The 15,201-nt window shown below is 68.1% G+C and carries 20 protein-coding genes and 2 tRNA genes; 2 read left to right on the top strand and 20 right to left on the bottom strand.

What is annotated here, in order from left to right; translation table 11 throughout:
* The 9 genes from BGN97_RS03805 to BGN97_RS03765 all read right to left on the bottom strand — a co-directional run.
* Positions 1-541, bottom strand: a 541-nt coding sequence (locus BGN97_RS03805; RefSeq protein ID WP_292698180.1) for an aldehyde dehydrogenase family protein, incomplete at its 3' end; no start/stop codon positions are given.
* Positions 538-2,031, bottom strand: a complete 1,494-nt coding sequence (locus BGN97_RS03800) for an aldehyde dehydrogenase family protein (RefSeq protein WP_292698178.1) — start codon at positions 2,029-2,031, stop codon at positions 538-540. The genes BGN97_RS03800 and BGN97_RS03805, both read right to left, overlap by 4 nt.
* Positions 2,032-2,041: 10 nt before the next feature.
* On the bottom strand, positions 2,042-3,043 hold the full coding sequence (gene deoC / locus BGN97_RS03795) for a deoxyribose-phosphate aldolase (RefSeq protein ID WP_292698176.1): 1,002 nt from the start codon (positions 3,041-3,043) through the stop codon (positions 2,042-2,044).
* Positions 3,040-3,975, bottom strand: a complete 936-nt coding sequence (locus BGN97_RS03790; protein ID WP_292698174.1) for a sugar-binding transcriptional regulator — start codon at positions 3,973-3,975, stop codon at positions 3,040-3,042. The genes deoC and BGN97_RS03790 overlap by 4 nt, the downstream gene beginning before the upstream one ends.
* A 156-nt stretch (positions 3,976-4,131) precedes the next feature.
* A complete protein-coding gene (locus BGN97_RS03785) occupies positions 4,132-4,773 on the bottom strand; it encodes an ATP-dependent Clp protease proteolytic subunit (protein WP_292698172.1) in 642 nt (213 codons plus the stop codon).
* A gap of 15 nt (positions 4,774-4,788) precedes the next feature.
* The gene (locus tag BGN97_RS03780) at positions 4,789-5,427 is read right to left on the bottom strand and encodes an ATP-dependent Clp protease proteolytic subunit (RefSeq protein ID WP_285630226.1); all 639 of its coding nucleotides are present in this window, start codon (positions 5,425-5,427) and stop codon (positions 4,789-4,791) included.
* Positions 5,428-5,467: 40 nt separating this feature from the next.
* On the bottom strand, positions 5,468-5,971 hold the full coding sequence (locus BGN97_RS03775) for a tetratricopeptide repeat protein (RefSeq protein WP_292698169.1): 504 nt from the start codon (positions 5,969-5,971) through the stop codon (positions 5,468-5,470).
* Between the two features lie 83 nt (positions 5,972-6,054).
* Positions 6,055-7,515 carry a trigger factor gene (gene tig, locus BGN97_RS03770; protein WP_292698167.1) on the bottom strand — a complete coding sequence of 487 codons (1,461 nt, stop codon included), beginning with the start codon at positions 7,513-7,515 and terminating at the stop codon, positions 6,055-6,057.
* 60 nt (positions 7,516-7,575) lie between these two features.
* A tRNA-Pro gene (locus tag BGN97_RS03765) sits at positions 7,576-7,652 on the bottom strand.
* 106 nt (positions 7,653-7,758) lie between these two features.
* Between BGN97_RS03765 and BGN97_RS03760 the strand changes: the two genes are divergently transcribed.
* Positions 7,759-7,829 (top strand) — tRNA-Gly (locus tag BGN97_RS03760).
* Positions 7,830-7,922: 93 nt separating this feature from the next.
* Here the strand turns inward: BGN97_RS03760 and BGN97_RS03755 are convergent.
* The gene (locus tag BGN97_RS03755; protein ID WP_292698165.1) at positions 7,923-8,129 is read right to left on the bottom strand and encodes a DUF3263 domain-containing protein; all 207 of its coding nucleotides are present in this window, start codon (positions 8,127-8,129) and stop codon (positions 7,923-7,925) included.
* A gap of 41 nt (positions 8,130-8,170) precedes the next feature.
* Here BGN97_RS03755 and BGN97_RS03750 point away from each other — a divergent pair, with 41 nt between their 5' ends.
* Positions 8,171-8,344 (top strand): hypothetical protein, encoded by a 174-nt coding sequence (locus BGN97_RS03750; protein ID WP_292698163.1) that lies wholly within the window; start codon positions 8,171-8,173, stop codon positions 8,342-8,344.
* Position 8,345: 1 nt separating this feature from the next.
* Here the strand turns inward: BGN97_RS03750 and BGN97_RS03745 are convergent, their stop codons facing one another.
* The 10 genes from BGN97_RS03745 to BGN97_RS03700 form a co-directional block, all read right to left on the bottom strand.
* Positions 8,346-8,606 carry a hypothetical protein gene (locus BGN97_RS03745; protein ID WP_292698161.1) on the bottom strand — a complete coding sequence of 87 codons (261 nt, stop codon included), beginning with the start codon at positions 8,604-8,606 and terminating at the stop codon, positions 8,346-8,348.
* Positions 8,606-8,869: a hypothetical protein gene (locus BGN97_RS03740; protein ID WP_292698160.1), complete on the bottom strand. Its 264-nt coding sequence runs from the start codon at positions 8,867-8,869 to the stop codon at positions 8,606-8,608. Before BGN97_RS03740 ends, BGN97_RS03745 begins: the two co-directional genes overlap by 1 nt.
* 188 nt (positions 8,870-9,057) lie before the next feature.
* Complete coding sequence (locus tag BGN97_RS03735) at positions 9,058-9,423, bottom strand: hypothetical protein (RefSeq protein WP_292698158.1); 366 nt, start codon at positions 9,421-9,423, stop codon at positions 9,058-9,060.
* A gap of 3 nt (positions 9,424-9,426) precedes the next feature.
* A complete protein-coding gene (locus BGN97_RS03730) occupies positions 9,427-9,705 on the bottom strand; it encodes a hypothetical protein (RefSeq protein WP_292698156.1) in 279 nt (92 codons plus the stop codon).
* Positions 9,702-9,998: a hypothetical protein gene (locus BGN97_RS03725; RefSeq protein ID WP_292698154.1), complete on the bottom strand. Its 297-nt coding sequence runs from the start codon at positions 9,996-9,998 to the stop codon at positions 9,702-9,704. The genes BGN97_RS03730 and BGN97_RS03725 overlap by 4 nt, the downstream gene beginning before the upstream one ends.
* 77 nt (positions 9,999-10,075) lie before the next feature.
* Positions 10,076-11,023 (bottom strand): hypothetical protein, encoded by a 948-nt coding sequence (locus tag BGN97_RS03720; protein ID WP_292698152.1) that lies wholly within the window; start codon positions 11,021-11,023, stop codon positions 10,076-10,078.
* Complete coding sequence (locus tag BGN97_RS03715; protein ID WP_292698150.1) at positions 11,020-11,520, bottom strand: hypothetical protein; 501 nt, start codon at positions 11,518-11,520, stop codon at positions 11,020-11,022. The genes BGN97_RS03720 and BGN97_RS03715 overlap by 4 nt, the downstream gene beginning before the upstream one ends.
* A 1-nt stretch (position 11,521) precedes the next feature.
* Positions 11,522-12,391, bottom strand: coding sequence for a hypothetical protein (locus BGN97_RS03710; RefSeq protein ID WP_292698148.1), 870 nt, complete (start codon positions 12,389-12,391; stop codon positions 11,522-11,524).
* Entirely contained in the window at positions 12,388-13,503 is a 1,116-nt protein-coding gene (locus BGN97_RS03705; protein ID WP_292698146.1) for a hypothetical protein, read from the bottom strand. Before BGN97_RS03705 ends, BGN97_RS03710 begins: the two co-directional genes overlap by 4 nt.
* On the bottom strand, positions 13,496-15,201 hold a 1,706-nt coding region (locus tag BGN97_RS03700), incomplete at its 5' end, for a hypothetical protein (protein ID WP_292698145.1). The genes BGN97_RS03705 and BGN97_RS03700, both read right to left, overlap by 8 nt.

Below are 15,201 nucleotides of genomic sequence, written 5' to 3'. Positions count from 1 at the left end.
TCGCGATCACCGTGTTGCCGGTGACCAGCGCCGGCGCGATGACCGACACCAGCCCGAGCAGCGCGGAGTCCTGCGGGGCGACGATCGCGACCACGCCGGTGGGCTCGGGCACCGAGATGTTGAAGTACGGACCCGCGACCGGGTTGGCGTTGCCGCCCACCTGCGCATACTTGTCGCACCAGCCGGCGTACCAGACCCACAGGTCCACAGCGGCATCCACCTGGGCACCCGCCGCAGCCGCGGAGATCCCCTCCTGGTTCACGATCTCGTCGACGAACTGGGCTCGGCGACCCTCCAGGATCTCGGCGACCCGGTACATCACCTGCCCGCGGTTGTAAGCGGTGGCACCCGACCAGCCCTTCACCGCGCCGCGCGCGGCGACCACGGCATCCCTGGCGTCCTTGCGCGAGGCCTTGGCGGCGTTGGCGAGGAAGGCGCCCTTCGCGGAGACCACCTCGTAAGTGCGGCCCGACTCGCTGCGCGGGAACGCCCCGCCGATCGCGAGCTTGTAGGTCTTCGGTACGGTCAGTCGCTTGCTCATGCCGTTGCTCCCTTCTTCGTTGCGCCGGCGGCGATCGCGCGGGTCTCTGCGGGCCCTGCGGACTTCAGGTACGCGGTCAGGCCGTGACGGCCGCCCTCGCGGCCGTAGCCGGATTCCTTGTAGCCGCCGAACGGGCTCGACGGATCGAAGCGGTTGAAGGTGTTCGCCCACACCACGCCGGCGCGCAGCCGGTCGGCGACCGCGAGGATGCGTGATCCCTTGTCGCTCCAGATGCCGGCCGACAGGCCGTAGGGCGTGTTGTTGGCCTTGGCGATCGCCTCGGCGGGCGTGCGGAAGGTGAGCACCGACAGGACCGGCCCGAAGATCTCGTCGCGGGCGATGCGGCTGGACGCCTCGACGCCGGTGAAGATCGTGGGGGCGAACCAGAACCCCTTCTCCGGAATGGCGCAGTCCGCGGTCCAGCGCTCCGCGCCCTCCGCCTCGCCGATGTCGCTGAGCTCGCGGATGCGGGCCAGCTGGGCGGCCGAGTTGATGGCGCCGATGTCGGTGTTCTTGTCGAGCGGATCTCCCAGGCGCAGGGTCGACAGGCGGTGCTTCAGCCGGTCGACGACCTCGTCGTGGATCGACTCCTGCACCAGCAGACGGCTGCCGGCGCAGCACACGTGACCCTGGTTGAAGAAGATGCCGTTGACGATGCCCTCGACGGCCTGGTCGATGGGCGCGTCGTCGAACACGATGTTGGCGGCCTTGCCGCCCAGTTCGAGCGTGACGCGCTTGTCGGTGCCGGCGATCGCCCTCGCGATGTCGCGGCCGACGCCGGTCGAACCCGTGAACGCGACCTTGTCCACGTCGGGGTGGCGCACGAGCGTGGCGCCGGGAGCACCCGCACCCGTGATGATGTTCACGACGCCCGCGGGCAGGTCGGCCTGCTGCAGGATCTCGGCGAAGATCAGCGCGGTCAGCGGCGTGGTCTCTGCGGGCTTCAGCACCACCGTGTTGCCCGCCGCGAGGGCCGGGGCGAGCTTCCACGCCAGCATGAGCAGCGGGAAGTTCCACGGGATGATCTGACCGGCGACGCCCAGCGCCTTCGGGTCGGCCCCCAGGCCGGCGTAGTCGAGCTTGTCCGCCCAGCCCGCGTAGTAGAAGAACCACGCGGCGACCAGGGGCACGTCGACGTCACGGCTCTCCTTGATCGGCTTGCCGTTGTCCAGGCTCTCCGCGACCGCCAGCTCGCGGGCGCGCTCCTGAACGAGGCGCGCGATGCGGAACAGGTACTTGCCGCGGTCGCGGCCGCTCATCTTCGACCACACCCTGTCGTACGCACGGCGGGCGGCGGCGACGGCGCGATCGACATCCTCCTCGGATGCCGACGCGATCTCGGCGATGCGGCTCTCGTCGGCGGGCGAGATGGTGTGGAAGGACGGGCCCGAGCCGTCGACGAACTCGCCGTCGATGAACAGCCCGTAGCTGTCCTTGAGCTTCAGGATCGCCTTGGATTCCGGAGCGGGAGCGTATTCCAGGAATGACATATGAGGCTCCTCAGTCGATGGTGACGTAGTCGGCACCGGAGTAGTGACCGGTGGTGATCTTCTGACGCTGCAGCAGCACGTCGTTGAGCAGGCTCGACGCGCCGAAGCGGAACAGGTGCGGCTGCAGCCACTGCTCGCCCGCGGTCTCGGCGACGGTGACGAGGTACTTGATCGCGTCCTTCGACGAGCGGATGCCGCCGGCGGGCTTCACGCCGATCTTCTCCCCCGTCGCCCGGTGCCAGTCGCGCACGGTCTCGAGCATGAGCAGTGTGGTCGGCAGGGTCGCGGCGGGCTGCACCTTGCCGGTGGACGTCTTGATGAAGTCGCCTCCGGCGAGGATCGACAGCCACGACGCGCGCTTGATGTTGTCGTAGGTGTTCAGCTCGCCGGTCTCCATGATGACCTTGAGCGAGGCGTAGCTGCCGTCCTCGCGGCGGCATGCTTCCTTCACGCGGGCGATCTGGTCGAACACGAGCCCGTAGCGTCCCTCCAGGAAGGCGCCGCGATCGATCACCATGTCGATCTCGTCGGCGCCCGCGGCCACGGCTTCCGCCGTGTCGGCCAGCTTGACCTCGATGGAGGCGCGTCCCGAGGGGAACGCGGTCGCGACGGCCGCGACGGAGATGCGCCCCTCGTCGGGGTCGCCGTGCAGGGATCCGAGCGCCTCGACGGCGTGACCGACCATGTCGCCGTACACGCAGACGGCGGCGACGCGCGGGGTCGTCGGATCGGAGGCATCCGGGGTCTTCGCCTTCGCGACCAGCGAGCGCACCTTGCCCGCGGTGTCGGCGCCCTCGAGGGTGGTGAGGTCGATCAGCGAGATGATCTTGTCCAGCGCCCAGGCCTTCGAGGTCGTCTTGATCGAGCGGGTGCCGAGGCCGGCAGCGCGCTGCTCCAGGCCAACGGCGTCCACGCCGGGCAGTCCGTGCAGGAACCGGCGCAGGGTGGCGTCGTCGGGCTCACCGCCCAGTACGTCGACCGCCGTGCGGCGGGCGAGCTCTGTGGTCGTCATATCTCCTCCAAGAGTGCAAGGGCAGTGGATTCGTCGGTCACCAGGACGCTGCAGAGGCCGTTGCTGACGACTGTACGCGCGATGTCGTGCTTGGCGGCGCCTGCTGTGACGAAGATGGATCGGGGTGCGCTGCGCACCTGGTCGAGGCCGACGCCGACGGTGCGGGCATCGAGCTGCGGGTCGACGATGTTGCCGTCCGCGTCGATGTAGCGGCCGAGCAGATCGCCCACCGCGCCGCGACGGGCGAGCTCGGCGATGTCGTCGGCCGACAGGTACCCGTTCTCGACGTGAGCGGATGCCGGGTCGCACGGGCCCGCAGTGAACAGGAACGTATTGGCATGCGCGGCCTGGTCGAGGATCGCCGCGACGGTGCGGTCGGCCTCGATCGCCTGCTTGGTCTCGACGCGCTCCAGGATCGCGGGGCTGGGCAGCAGCACCGCCTGTCCGGCGCCGCGCTGGGCGATGGTGACGGCGACGGATGCCGCGCCTCCCGAGCGCCGGTTCAGGCTCACGCCGCCGTTCGCCTGGACGACGGTGACTCCGCGCGTCCATCCCTCGGGCAGGGCGTCGGCGATCGCCGTGAGCGTGCGGCCCCAGCTGACGGCGAGGGTACGGGGAACGGGCCGGAGCGCGGTGAGCATGTCGGCGGCGGCACGGGCGACGCGCTCGAGGACGGCACCCTGATCGTCGGGCGCGGGCACGACCACTGCATCCTTCAGCCCGAACCGCTCGACGAGGGCGCGCTCGGCGCCGAGCCTGCGGGCACGCGGATGCACGATCTCGATGCGCACAATCCCCCGCTCGCGGGCCTGCACCAGCAGCCGCCCGACCTTCCAGCGCGAGATCCCCAGGAGGGCGCCGATCTCGTCCTGCGTCTTGTTCTCGTCGTACGAGAGCTCGGCGACTCGCACCATGAGCAGTTCGTCGTCCACGGCATCCTCCTTCCGCATCCCAGCTTAGGAGCTGACCGACGTACGCGCATCGATCTGCTCAGATGAGCACGGATGCTCTGCGCGGCTGCGCATCCGTGGGAACACGCGGAAGGGCGGCCCGGCATGATGCCGGACCGCCCTTCGGCGATGACGCGCTCAGCCGCGCTTGCGCGAGGTGAGCACCTGATCGACGATGCCGTACTCCTTGGCCTGCTCGGCCGAGAGGATGTTGTCACGATCGATGTCGCGGTTCACCTTGGCGACGTCCTGGCCGGTGTGCTTGGCCATGGTCTCCTCGAGCCAGGTGCGCATGCGGAGGATCTCCGCCGCCTGGATCTCGATGTCGGAGGCCTGACCCTGACCCGCCTCGCCCATAGCCGGCTGGTGCATCAGCACGCGGGCGTTGGGCAGAGCGAGGCGCTTGCCGGGAGCGCCGGCGGCCAGCAGCACGGATGCCGCGGATGCCGCCTGGCCCAGCACGACGGTCTGGATCTGCGGCGCCACGTACTGCATGGTGTCGTAGATCGCCGTCATGGCCGTGAAGGAGCCGCCGGGCGAGTTGATGTACATCGTGATGTCCCGCTCGGAGTCCTGGCTCTCCAGGACCAGCAGCTGGGCCATCACATCGTCGGCCGACGCGTCGTCGACCTGCACGCCGAGGAAGATCACGCGGTCCTCGAACAGCTTGTTGTACGGGTCCTGGCGCTTGAAGCCGTAGGCGGTGCGCTCCTCGAACTGGGGCAGCACGTAGCGGCTGGAGGGGAGGTTGCCCGCGGCGCGGAAGGTGGGGGTGTACATGTGTGTCGTCCTGCCTTACTTGTCCGCGCCGGTTCCGCCACCGCCGTGCACGTCACTGGCGTGCTCGCGGATGTGGTCGACGAATCCGTACTCGAGTGCCTCGTCGGCGGTGAACCAGCGGTCGCGGTCACCGTCCTCGTTGATCTGCTCGACGGTCTTGCCGGTCTGACCCGCGGTGATCTCGGCGAGACGCTGCTTCATCGAGAGGATCAGCTGCGCCTGCGTCTGGATGTCGCTGGCCGTGCCTCCGAAGCCGCCGTGCGGCTGGTGCAGCAGCACGCGCGCGTTCGGCGTGATGTAGCGCTTGCCCTTGGTGCCGCTTGTCAGCAGCAGCTGGCCCATCGACGCCGCCATGCCGATGCCGACCGTGACGATGTCGTTCGGCACGAACTGCATGGTGTCGTAGATGGCCATGCCCGCGGTGATCGAGCCGCCGGGCGAGTTGATGTAGAGGTAGATGTCCTTCTCGGGATCCTCGGCGGCGAGAAGGAGGATCTTCGCGCAGATCTCGTTCGCGTTCTCATCGCGCACCTCAGAGCCCAGCCAGATGATGCGATCCTTCAGCAGTCTGTCGAAGACGCTCGTCGCCATCAGGGGTTCAGCCATGTCAGCTCCTGTTTCCGTGTTTCGGTGATTCGAATCTACCGGCGACAACGCAGGCGCCCGGCCGTGTTCGCCCTGAGCACAGAGCGTGTCACTCGCCGCGCGGGTCCAACAGCTCCGCGGCGTATCCGGTGACCGAGCGCGTGTACCGGCTCAGGTGCGGCGCGAGCGCGGTCAGCGCGACGGATGCCGCGCGCACGGGGTCGCCCGACGAGGTCAGCGCCAGTGCGTAGAACGCCGCGGCCTCGTCGGCCATTGCGCCACCGCGGGTCGCGTCGTATTCCGCCCGGAGCATCGCGAGCGCCTCGTCGACCTTGCCGAGGTTGCGGATCGTGCTTGCGAGCTGGATCACGGTCCTGGTGCGTCGCACCGGATCGAGGCCGGCCTCGAGCGCGGCCCGGTAGAGCGGCTCGGCCTCCAGCTCCCGGCCGGCGCTGTCCCGGGCGCCGGCGCGCTCGAACAGCGCGACCGGGTGATCGGGGCCCAACTCCTGAGCCAGGGCGTCGATCGCGTCGATCCGCGCGTCGTCGGTGAGGTCGGCGTCCTGCCATACGGCATCCACCCGGCTCTGCCAGTCGTCGCTCACTGCGGTCATGGTTCCTCCCGGATACGGAGAAGGCGGATGCCTCAGCATCCGCCTTCTCTCAGATCTGATCGGCCTTCAGAGCCGATCCGCGATCACTCGGCCTTCTCGGCCTCGTCCTTCTTCGCGGCGGCCTTCTTGGCCGGAGCCTTCTTGGCAGCCGGCTTCTTCTCGGCGTCGTCGGCCTTGTCGGCGGCCTTCTTCGCAGGAGCCTTCTTGGCGGCCGGCTTCTTGGCGGGCTTCTCCTCGGCGGGGGCCTCCTCGGCCTCGGCCTCTTCGACGTCACCGATGAACTCGGACAGGTCGACCGGCTTGCCGTTGCTGTCGACGACCTTGACCTTGCCGAGCACCGAGGCGAGCGCCTTGTTGCGCGCGATCTCGCCGACGAGGGCGGGAAGCTGGCCCGCGCCCTGAAGAGCCTCGACGAACTCCTGCGGAGCCATGCCGTACTGCGCGGCGGACTGGACGATGTACTGGCTCAGCTCCTCCTGCGAGACCTGCACGTTCGCGCCCTCGGCGATCGTGTCCAGCAGCACCTGCGTGCGGAACTGCTTCTCGCTGGCCTCGGCGACCTCGGCGCGGTGCACGTCGTCCTCGAGACGGTTCTCGTTCTCGAGGTGGTTGTGCACCTCGTCCTCGATGAGCTGCGCGGGAACCGGGATCTCGACCTTCTCGAGCAGAGCCTCGATGAGCTGGTCGCGAGCGGCGGCGCCCTGCGTGAAGACACCCTGCTGGCCGACGCGCTCGGCGAGGCTGTCGCGCAGCTCGGCGATGGTGTCGAACTCGGATGCCATCTGAGCGAAGTCGTCGTCGGCCTCGGGAAGCTCGCGCTCCTTGACGGCCTTGACGGTCACGGAGACCTCGGCCTCCTCGCCGGCGTGGTCGCCGCCGACGAGCTTGGAGCGGAAGGTGGTCTGCTCACCGGCGGTCAGCGAGTCGATCGCCTCGTCGATGCCCTCGAGCAGCTCGCCGGAGCCGACCTCGTACGACACGCCGTCGGCGCGGTCGATCTCGTTCTCGTCGATGGTGGCGACCAGGTCCAGCTCGACGAAGTCGCCCTTGGCGGCCGGACGGTCGACGGGGATCAGCGTGCCGAAGCGGGCGCGCAGGCCGTCGAGCTCGGCATCGATGGCGGCGTCGTCGGTCTCGACGGCGTCGACTGTGAGGGTGATGTCGTCGTAGGCCGGGATCTCGATCTCGGGACGCACGTCGACCTCGACGTCGACCAGCAGGTCGCCGGAGAAGTCCTTCTCGTTCGGCCACTGGGTGATGTCGGCGGACGGGCGGCCGACGATGCGCACGTTGTGCTCGCTGGCGGCCTCGCGGAAGAACTTGTCGAGGCCCTCGTTGACGGCGTGCTCGATGACCGCACCGCGGCCGATGCGCTGGTCGATGATCGGCGCCGGGACCTTGCCCTTGCGGAAGCCGGGGATCTGCACGTCCTGGGCGATGTGCTCGTAGGCGTGCTCGATGCTCGGCTTGAGGTCCTCAGGGGTGACCGTGATGGTGAGCTTGACCCGGGTCGGGGACAGCTTCTCGACGGTGCTGTTGGCCATACTGGTGTGTTCTCCTTGTGGTTTCCGCGCGGGATGGCGCGGGCATGAAGTCTGTAGCCGTGGTCGGGGCGACAGGATTTGAACCTGCGACCTCCCGCTCCCAAAGCGGGCGCTCTACCAAGCTGAGCTACGCCCCGGCTTGAACCCGCGCGCACGGGAACGGCCTTGACGAGTCTAACGGACGAGAGCATGCTCGACGTCCGCTATGCTTTACGAGGCGCACCGCTCAGCGGGCCGCCGAGCGGGGATGTAGCTTAATGGTAAAGCCTTAGTCTTCCAAACTAATGACGCGGGTTCGATTCCCGTCATCCCCTCCGCGAACGCCGCTTACTCCCCCAAGGGATCGGGCGGCGTTCTCTCTTCCCCGGCATCCCGCCGCCGGCCCGGATGGCACCTTATCTGGCACCCTATCCCCGCAGACGCGACCGGCGGTCCCGGACTCGACGGGCCGTGATGGGGTCAGCGGCCATCCCATCCAACGACCGCGCGGCGCGACCCAACAGCACGTAGTAGCGGGCCGGCGTGACCCCGAGGTGGGCGCGGATGGTCTCTTCTTTGGTGCCGTCGTGGCGCGGGTGCGCGCGCTCGAACTCAAGCAGATCGGATGGCGTCATGGCCTCTACCCTGCCGCCAGCCGCCGACATACGCTGTCCTGATGGATGACGATCTCGATTGGGGTGCGCGGCCCCGATGCCACGATGACGGCATTCTGATGCGAGACATCCCGGGCGGATGGGAGTGCCCGCATTGCGGCCACGTCCAGCAGGCCCAGGACGTCGAGCCGCCGCCTGAGTTCGACGGCCCGGACATCGACCAGCGCCGGCAGTGATCTAGTAGCGCCCGTTCGGCGGTCCCGCGTACACGCGCTCCCGGGCTGTGCGCTCGGCCTTGAGGAGCGCGACGCGCGCCACCTCGAGCGACGTCGCCCACCCGATCAGTACGTCACCATGGGTGACTTTGTACCGCACCTGCTCGCCGACCCTGCGCAGCTCAATGCGCCCGAACGACTCGATCTCGTGCGAGTGCTTCATCTCCCACAGGCCCGGCCGCACCTCGCGGGTGAGGAAGATCGGATGCCACTGCCCGGCCATCAGTCGTAACTGCGGTGCACGTGCCAGCCGTCCGCCTGCCGGAACACGTCGAACACATACGACTCCCCCGCCGCATTCTCGGCTTGGAACCGCCACCCGTACAGGCCACCTCGATGCCCGTGCTGCGCCGCCTCCCAGATCGACTCCCTCAGCCGCGTCGGCCGATCCGTGACCCGCCACCGCTGCCCCGCGTAGACCATCCGGGATGGCATCTCGTCAGCCATCCAGACCGTCGCCACCTGTTCGATGATCCGCACTCCCATGGGTTAAGACTGTAGAACATCTATTCGATTCCCACCAGCCCGGGATGTGTCGCGTTCCGCCGGCATCCGTCGCCCGCGGCCGCATGCGACGCGTCGTGTTGGCCGGCGGGCGCGACGCGTCGTCCTGGTGCGCACGACGGCAACGACGAAACCGCCCCGCCTCCGAAGAGGCGGGGCGGATCCTGTGGTTACTGCTCCTGGTTCGCGACGACGACAGAGAGGTTCAGCGCGTTCGCGGCGAGAACTTCCATGCCCTCGTACAGCAGCGAGAGCGCCAGCGCCGCGTTCGCGGCCATCGTCGTACCGCGGGGCTTGCCTGCGGCGATGTCCGCGGCGTCGAACGCGCGCGCGGCGCGGATGCTGCCCGTGCCGGGCTGAGCATCCACGGGGCCGAGCAGCGTCGTGAGCGGTTCGATCACGCCCTGGATGATGGCGCGCCGTTGAGCGTCGTCCTCCTGCTGTTCCAGCTCCACCTGCGCGACACGGTACGTGACCTGCTTCAGCAGCTCGCGCAACTCGGCCAGCGTCAGCGCCGTGATGTCAGGTACTGCCACCCGTCAGCCCGCGTGCGCAGCGAACTGCTGATCGATGCCGGCGTTCACGTACTCTTCGGGGATGCCCTTCGAGATGATCGACAGCGCGGACGCCGCTCCGGCCAGCACGGCCGTGGAAACGGCACCGAGGGCGCCCAGGCCGACCGCCAGCGCCCAATCGGCCGTCAGCACGACGGTGATTGCCGCGGTCGGGATCGCAGCGCTCAGCGACTGCGTGGCCGTGCGCAGGAAGCCGCGCTTGGCTGCGAGCTTCACGCCCGCGGGGATGACTGCATTGCTCATCTGTTCTCCTTGATGTGATCTTCGATGGCGCCGAGACGCTGCAACGTCGCCACCGACTTCCTCTCGTGCCGCTCCTGCCGGTCGGCCAGCTCCGCGACCTTCGACGCCGTGTCGTTCGCCAGGTCGAGAATCTGGGTCACCTCGTCACGCAGGTTCGTGTCGTGGTCGTTCTCCACCTGGTGCCTGATGCGCTCCATGAACTCCGGCAGGCCAATGAGCGCATCCACCAGGGCAAACAGCCGCTTCAGGTTCTTCCAGTTCTTCGAGAACCACGAGCACACCAGGGCGAGCACGCCGAGACCGAACCCGATCCACAGCAGCAGCGCCCACGCCGACAGAGCTTCAAAGAACTCCTGAAGACCCGGCGGCATCAGGCGGCGATCGTGGTGACGAACGACAGGCTGCTGATCGCCGCTGCCGCACCATCCGCCCCACCCTCGCGCGCACCCTCCGCCGCCGCCCGAGCAATCTCGCCCAGCGTCTCTTCGGAGAGCACGACAGGCTGACGACCTACCGCCGCGGCGAGCCGTTCGGCATCTTCAGGCGTGAGGTTCAGCACGGCCTCAACTCGCGCAGCCGTTGCCGAGTTGGACGTGGCCCCGAGGATCCCACGCATCGCTGTGAGTTCGTTCTGATCGATCGGACGGTTCACCAGGTTCGGCCCGGCGATCTCCCACGCGATGAGCAGGTTCAGGTACGCCTCACTGGGGATCACCCAGAAGCCGCCCTCATCTCCGACCGCGATAATTCCGGACCCCATCTTGTAGAGCTTCACGGGCCGGGCTGCGGTCAGCACTTCACGGTGCTTGCCGTCGTCGTACATGTCATCCTCCTCGGATGGTTGGGCAGATGTTCCTTGTCCTCCCGAAGGCACAGCCGCCCACGGGTCGTAGTCGATGACGTGCCACGTCTCGCGTGCGATCACGCCGGGGGTCAGGCCGACGGCGCGGCAGTCCTCGTAGAACGCCGTCTGGCCGCCGAAGCCGTTGTAGACGGAGGGCCAGTTGCCGTAGTCCATCGCCATCGCGTCACGCCCGTTGTACGTGCCGCCGTGGCTCGAGTAGCCGGGGGCGGCGGCGTCCGGGCCGTACTTCCGCTTGGCCTGCACCTGCGCCGCGTACGGGCGATAAGCGCAGTAGCCGGTGGTGATGCGCAGGATGCGCCCCTTGGTGCGGGCCTTGGCGCGAGCGACGAGCGCGTCGTGCTTGTACTTCTGCGACGGGCTGAGGAGGTGCTCCCAGTAGCCGACGCTGTTTGTCCCCGTCGCAATGCAGATGAGTGCATTGCGCGGGACGTAGCCGTTGTGGTAGCGCGTCATGCGATTGCCGTCCAGTAGAAGACGACCGGGTTTCCAGCGAACGGCGCCCATCCTGTGTCACCGCGTCGGATGCGCACCTCGAACGCCGTACTTGTGATGTTCCCGACTTCAGCCTTCAGCACGTTCCCAATCACGGGCGAATCCATCGCGACGACAGCGGTTACCGCGGACGGCGCCGCACCCATGCCATGTGTTACCGAGACGATGCCGTTCGCGTCGGTGGCTACCGATACTCGACCGCCGCCGAAACGCAACGGCCCGGCCACACGCTGCCACGCGCCACCGGCTCGACTCACGTACACCATTCCCGTGTCGGACTCGACAAATAGCATCCCATCGCGCCGTTTGCCAGAGGCGAGCGCCTGCCGCTCCACCGACGTTCCCCGCCGCACATTCGCGAACTCGTCAGCGAAGTCCGCATTGTCCTGCGCGTCCTGCGGGAACCCGTACACGTCATCGAAGACCGGCTTGCCGTACGCATCCTTCGTGTTGCCCATGTCATACCCTCCAAGAGATGCGGAGCGCGCCGCTCATCGCGTTCTGCGCTCGGCTCGAGAATTTGTTGTATCCGCCCTGGTTCAGCCCGACGCCCAGAGCCGACCCGCCGGCCTTGAGCGCATCAAACCACGCCTGCGCCATCGGCGGCGTCTGCCACCCGGAACCCGGCGCCCACGGCGTATATGTGCCCATGGCCGGGACGCCTGACTTCGACGCCAGGTTGTGCAGCGCGAACCGCGGATCGCCGCCCTGCCGCTGCACCCACGACACGTAGAACTCGAGCGACACCAGCGACGCGCCCGCCGTGATCGTGTCGCGAATCTGCGTGCCGTAGAACCACGCACCATAGGTCGTGTTCGACGCCCACGGCTGCGCCTGCCACCATCGCGACTGGCCCCGGTCTGTCGACCCGGTGTCAGTCGCCATGAACGTCGCGGAGCGCACCGCGCCGCCGCCCGGGTCAGGAATCGGCTCCGGCGCGTCGGGCTGCACCGACAGCTTCCCGATCACAAACGGCTGCTCGCTCCACGAGATGCCGACAAGATCACCAGATACTGGCGCGGTGCCGATGTAAGGCATCGACACCTCACCCACAGCCGTCTGCACTTTCGCCAGGCCGCTGCTCACGGTCATCACCGTTCCGGTGCCCGGGAGCGCCCGCGCCGGGAACATCAGGTGCCGCCTGCCCACCGACAGGATCTGCACCGTCTCCCCCACTCGCGGGACGAACCCAGCGCCGAACTCTGCGACGAACCGCGAATCGCCCATGTCGACGTACGCGACACCCGCCCGGACCTCCGCGAATCGCGCCTGCCGCACGGCGACGTCGCTCGGAATCGCGTCCAGGATGTTGACGGCTTCCTCGATCACGGCGCCACCTCCACCTCGAGCGCCGTCGTGGCGCCCGCATGCTCGACGCGTCGCACACGCACCGTTGACTCTTCGCCCTGCCGGGACGGGTCCACCAGCGTGTACACGTCGCCGACTTCCCGGAGCGGATTGAACGGCTCCGTCACGGTCCTGGTCACCGCCCTGATCCGGGACACGCGAGGAAGCTGCTCATCGGCGTACGCATCGCACTGCGCCTGCGTCGTCAGGAAGTCGCTCGAGTATCGGTACGTGTTGCCACCGAACGGCGACCGCGACCCATCGGGGTTGCGGACACGCAGCAGTCCGTCTGTCAGTTCACGTACGGCGATCAGCGGCGCACCCTGCGGGTCAGGGTTCTTGCCCTCGACCACGACACGGTTGTACACGTTCTCGCTGCGCATCTCGAGCGGCGCGTCCAGCAACCCCTCGATCCGCCCAGACGCGGATGGCCAGTCCTTCGGCATTGCCGTCAGCGCGCCCTGCGGCGTCAGCGCCGGCCACGCGTTCGATGTGGCGAAGATCGCTTCCAGCGCGTCCAGCCGGTCCTGCTCGTAGGTCAGGTTCTGCGGCAACGTGCGATCAGCGAGCGACCTGTACACCGGCAGGCCCGTCAGGCGTTGTGCTTCGTCCCACATCGATGTCGACTTCGGGGACGTGGGGAACGGGAAGCCGTCTCGAGCCACCCGCATGAACGAATCCCACAAGTCGAGCTGCACCTGCGACTCCACCACGACCGGCACCCCGCCGCGCGGATGCGTCACTGCGTACTCGACTCCCGAGGGCACGCGGTCCAGCACGAACCGGCCCATCGGGATCCGCTCGGAGAAGCGGCCCGCAGCCAGGATCACGTCGGCCTGAAGCTCGGCGCCGAACGGCGAGAACAGGTCCCCGATCTCCCGGGGCACGATGCTCTGCCCGAACACATCGGACCAGAGGATGCCGCACGACCCGCGGCCCTGAACCTTCGCCCCGCCATCCCACGAAAACCGCGGGTCGAGAAGGGGAAGGTTCTGAGCGCGCGGCGTGCCGTCATACAGCAGATCCGCTGTCCACGTGATGTCATAGACCCCCGACGCGAGAACCCTTCGCGCCTGCTCCGACACTTCACGCATCCGCAGCTCCGATCAGCGACGTGTCCCGTTTCAGATCCGAGTGCGTCGCGTACTGTGCCTTCACCTCCGAATGGGTGGTGAAGAGCGCCTTGACATCCGAGTGCGTGAGCACCGTTGCCGTGATGCCCGGTGCCGGCGGGCTGACCTCCGTGACGGTCGCGCGGAATCGGGACCAGCCCGTGCCCGTGTGACGCCACGCGTCCACCTCGACCAGCTCGGGGACATGGCAGAAGAACACCGCCGGAAGCCGCGTCCCGCCCGTGTCGTCAGGCGGCGTCCGCACCAACCACACCGGCAACTGCGGAACCTCGTAGGTGCCCAGCGACGCCTGTAGCGCCTCGACCTGATCGGCGTCACAGGTCAGATCCAGCGGAACGCCTGCAAGACCCCGCCGCGGCCCGAGGCCGACAAGCCCCGGCACGACCTTCCCCTGCGGGTACATCACCTCGCCCGGCGTGGACCGCACCAGCTCTGCCGCAGTTCCGTCCTGCCGTCGAACGACCGCCGACAGGCGGGCATCCAACGGCTGCTGAACCACCGTCAGATCGCAGTCGAGCGTCACCGACCCGGCCGGAAGCGACCCGACCACGTTCCCGTCAGCGTCATACCCCACAACCGTGTACGTCGACTCCAAACCGAACGGCGCTTCAGAGTCCGTCACGACCGCGGGAGACCCCGCCGGGAGACGCTGCCCGCCCCGCACATCGAACGTGCGACCCTCTGCCGTCCGCGTCAGCCCCACCGTCACCGCACCAGGCGGGAACTGTGAAGGCACGACATCGACCAGGATCCGCGGAACCGGTGCCATGTCCGGGAGCGGTGCCAGCACCTGGAACCGCACCGAAGGGGACGCGTTCGGGGCATCCTGCCAGTAGTACCTGTACCCGCCGGAAGCAGGGTCGGCGCCCGAGAACGCCGGGCCGGTGTAGTCGCCCGCGAAGACGCCCGGCTTGCGCACGGTGACAGGGATATCGCGGTCAGCGGTCGGCACATCCGGCCGATTCCCGACGTAGAAGTATCCGTTCGTCCAGACGGCACCCACCCAGACCGGGACCTCTGTCCCGCCTCCGGGAAGGGGAACAGGCGTCACCTGCCCGCCCGTCTCCATGTACACGAGTCTCGGTGCGGGTGACGAGAGGGTGAGCAGCGTCGTCCGGCTGCCGCTCCCTGGGATGGAGTATTGGACGCGGGAGTAGTTCTCTCGACTCGTGCGCATCGTCATCCCGCCCGGCGTTGACAGCGAACGGTATGCGACAGCCGTGCTCTGAAGCGTGGCCCCCGCCACCGGCACGCCCGTCAGGATCGACGCGGAGGCATTCGCTGGGCCAGTCCACGAGGCGGTCAGGTCGGGGTCCGGGGAGTAGCCGCCGTCGAAGTACCCAGGTGCCGTGAGAATGCCAATGCGGTCCCACACTACCTTGTCCCCGTTGTTGCCACCCGTGTACCAGTTCAATTCCAGGGACACCACCCAGTCAGGCGTAGTGATCTGCTGGTCGATGATCTCCGTCCCCACCGTGGGCGCAGACCCCCACGTGAGGGTGAACCCGTTGGACCTGTGAGACCCCGTGCTGTCGTACCCGGTGATGTTGAAACGGCCATCCAGAGAACCCGAGGACCCGACCGCCACTGCTACCGCACGCCGCGACGTGATCCAGTAGGAAGTGGACGGCGAAACAGCGATCCGCTTGGCGGCGGGCG

The sequence above is a fragment of the Microbacterium sp. 69-10 genome, assembly GCF_001897945.1.
In the GTDB taxonomy this organism is placed as follows: Bacteria; Actinomycetota; Actinomycetes; order Actinomycetales; family Microbacteriaceae; genus Microbacterium.
Note: the sequence above shows the minus strand (reverse complement) of the source record. Positions and strands in the feature narration are given on the sequence as shown.

Bases quoted from the DNA above. Each gene is read 5' to 3' on its own strand.
- tig (WP_292698167.1), bottom strand. From the start codon at position 7,515: ATGGCCAACAGCACCGTCGAGAAGCTGTCCCCGACCCGGGTCAAGCTC.
- BGN97_RS03755 (WP_292698165.1), bottom strand. From the start codon at position 8,129: ATGACGCCATCCGATCTGCTTGAGTTCGAGCGCGCGCACCCGCGCCAC.
- BGN97_RS03775 (WP_292698169.1), bottom strand. From the start codon at position 5,971: ATGACCGCAGTGAGCGACGACTGGCAGAGCCGGGTGGATGCCGTATGG.
- BGN97_RS03720 (WP_292698152.1), bottom strand. From the start codon at position 11,023: ATGACGCGCTACCACAACGGCTACGTCCCGCGCAATGCACTCATCTGC.
- BGN97_RS03730 (WP_292698156.1), bottom strand. From the start codon at position 9,705: ATGAGCAATGCAGTCATCCCCGCGGGCGTGAAGCTCGCAGCCAAGCGC.
- BGN97_RS03750 (WP_292698163.1), top strand. From the start codon at position 8,171: ATGGATGACGATCTCGATTGGGGTGCGCGGCCCCGATGCCACGATGAC.
- BGN97_RS03705 (WP_292698146.1), bottom strand. From the start codon at position 13,503: ATGCGTGAAGTGTCGGAGCAGGCGCGAAGGGTTCTCGCGTCGGGGGTC.
- BGN97_RS03745 (WP_292698161.1), bottom strand. From the start codon at position 8,606: ATGGCCGGGCAGTGGCATCCGATCTTCCTCACCCGCGAGGTGCGGCCG.
- BGN97_RS03785 (WP_292698172.1), bottom strand. From the start codon at position 4,773: ATGTACACCCCCACCTTCCGCGCCGCGGGCAACCTCCCCTCCAGCCGC.
- BGN97_RS03800 (WP_292698178.1), bottom strand. From the start codon at position 2,031: ATGTCATTCCTGGAATACGCTCCCGCTCCGGAATCCAAGGCGATCCTG.
- BGN97_RS03715 (WP_292698150.1), bottom strand. From the start codon at position 11,520: ATGGGCAACACGAAGGATGCGTACGGCAAGCCGGTCTTCGATGACGTG.
- BGN97_RS03740 (WP_292698160.1), bottom strand. From the start codon at position 8,869: ATGGGAGTGCGGATCATCGAACAGGTGGCGACGGTCTGGATGGCTGAC.
- deoC (WP_292698176.1), bottom strand. From the start codon at position 3,043: ATGACGACCACAGAGCTCGCCCGCCGCACGGCGGTCGACGTACTGGGC.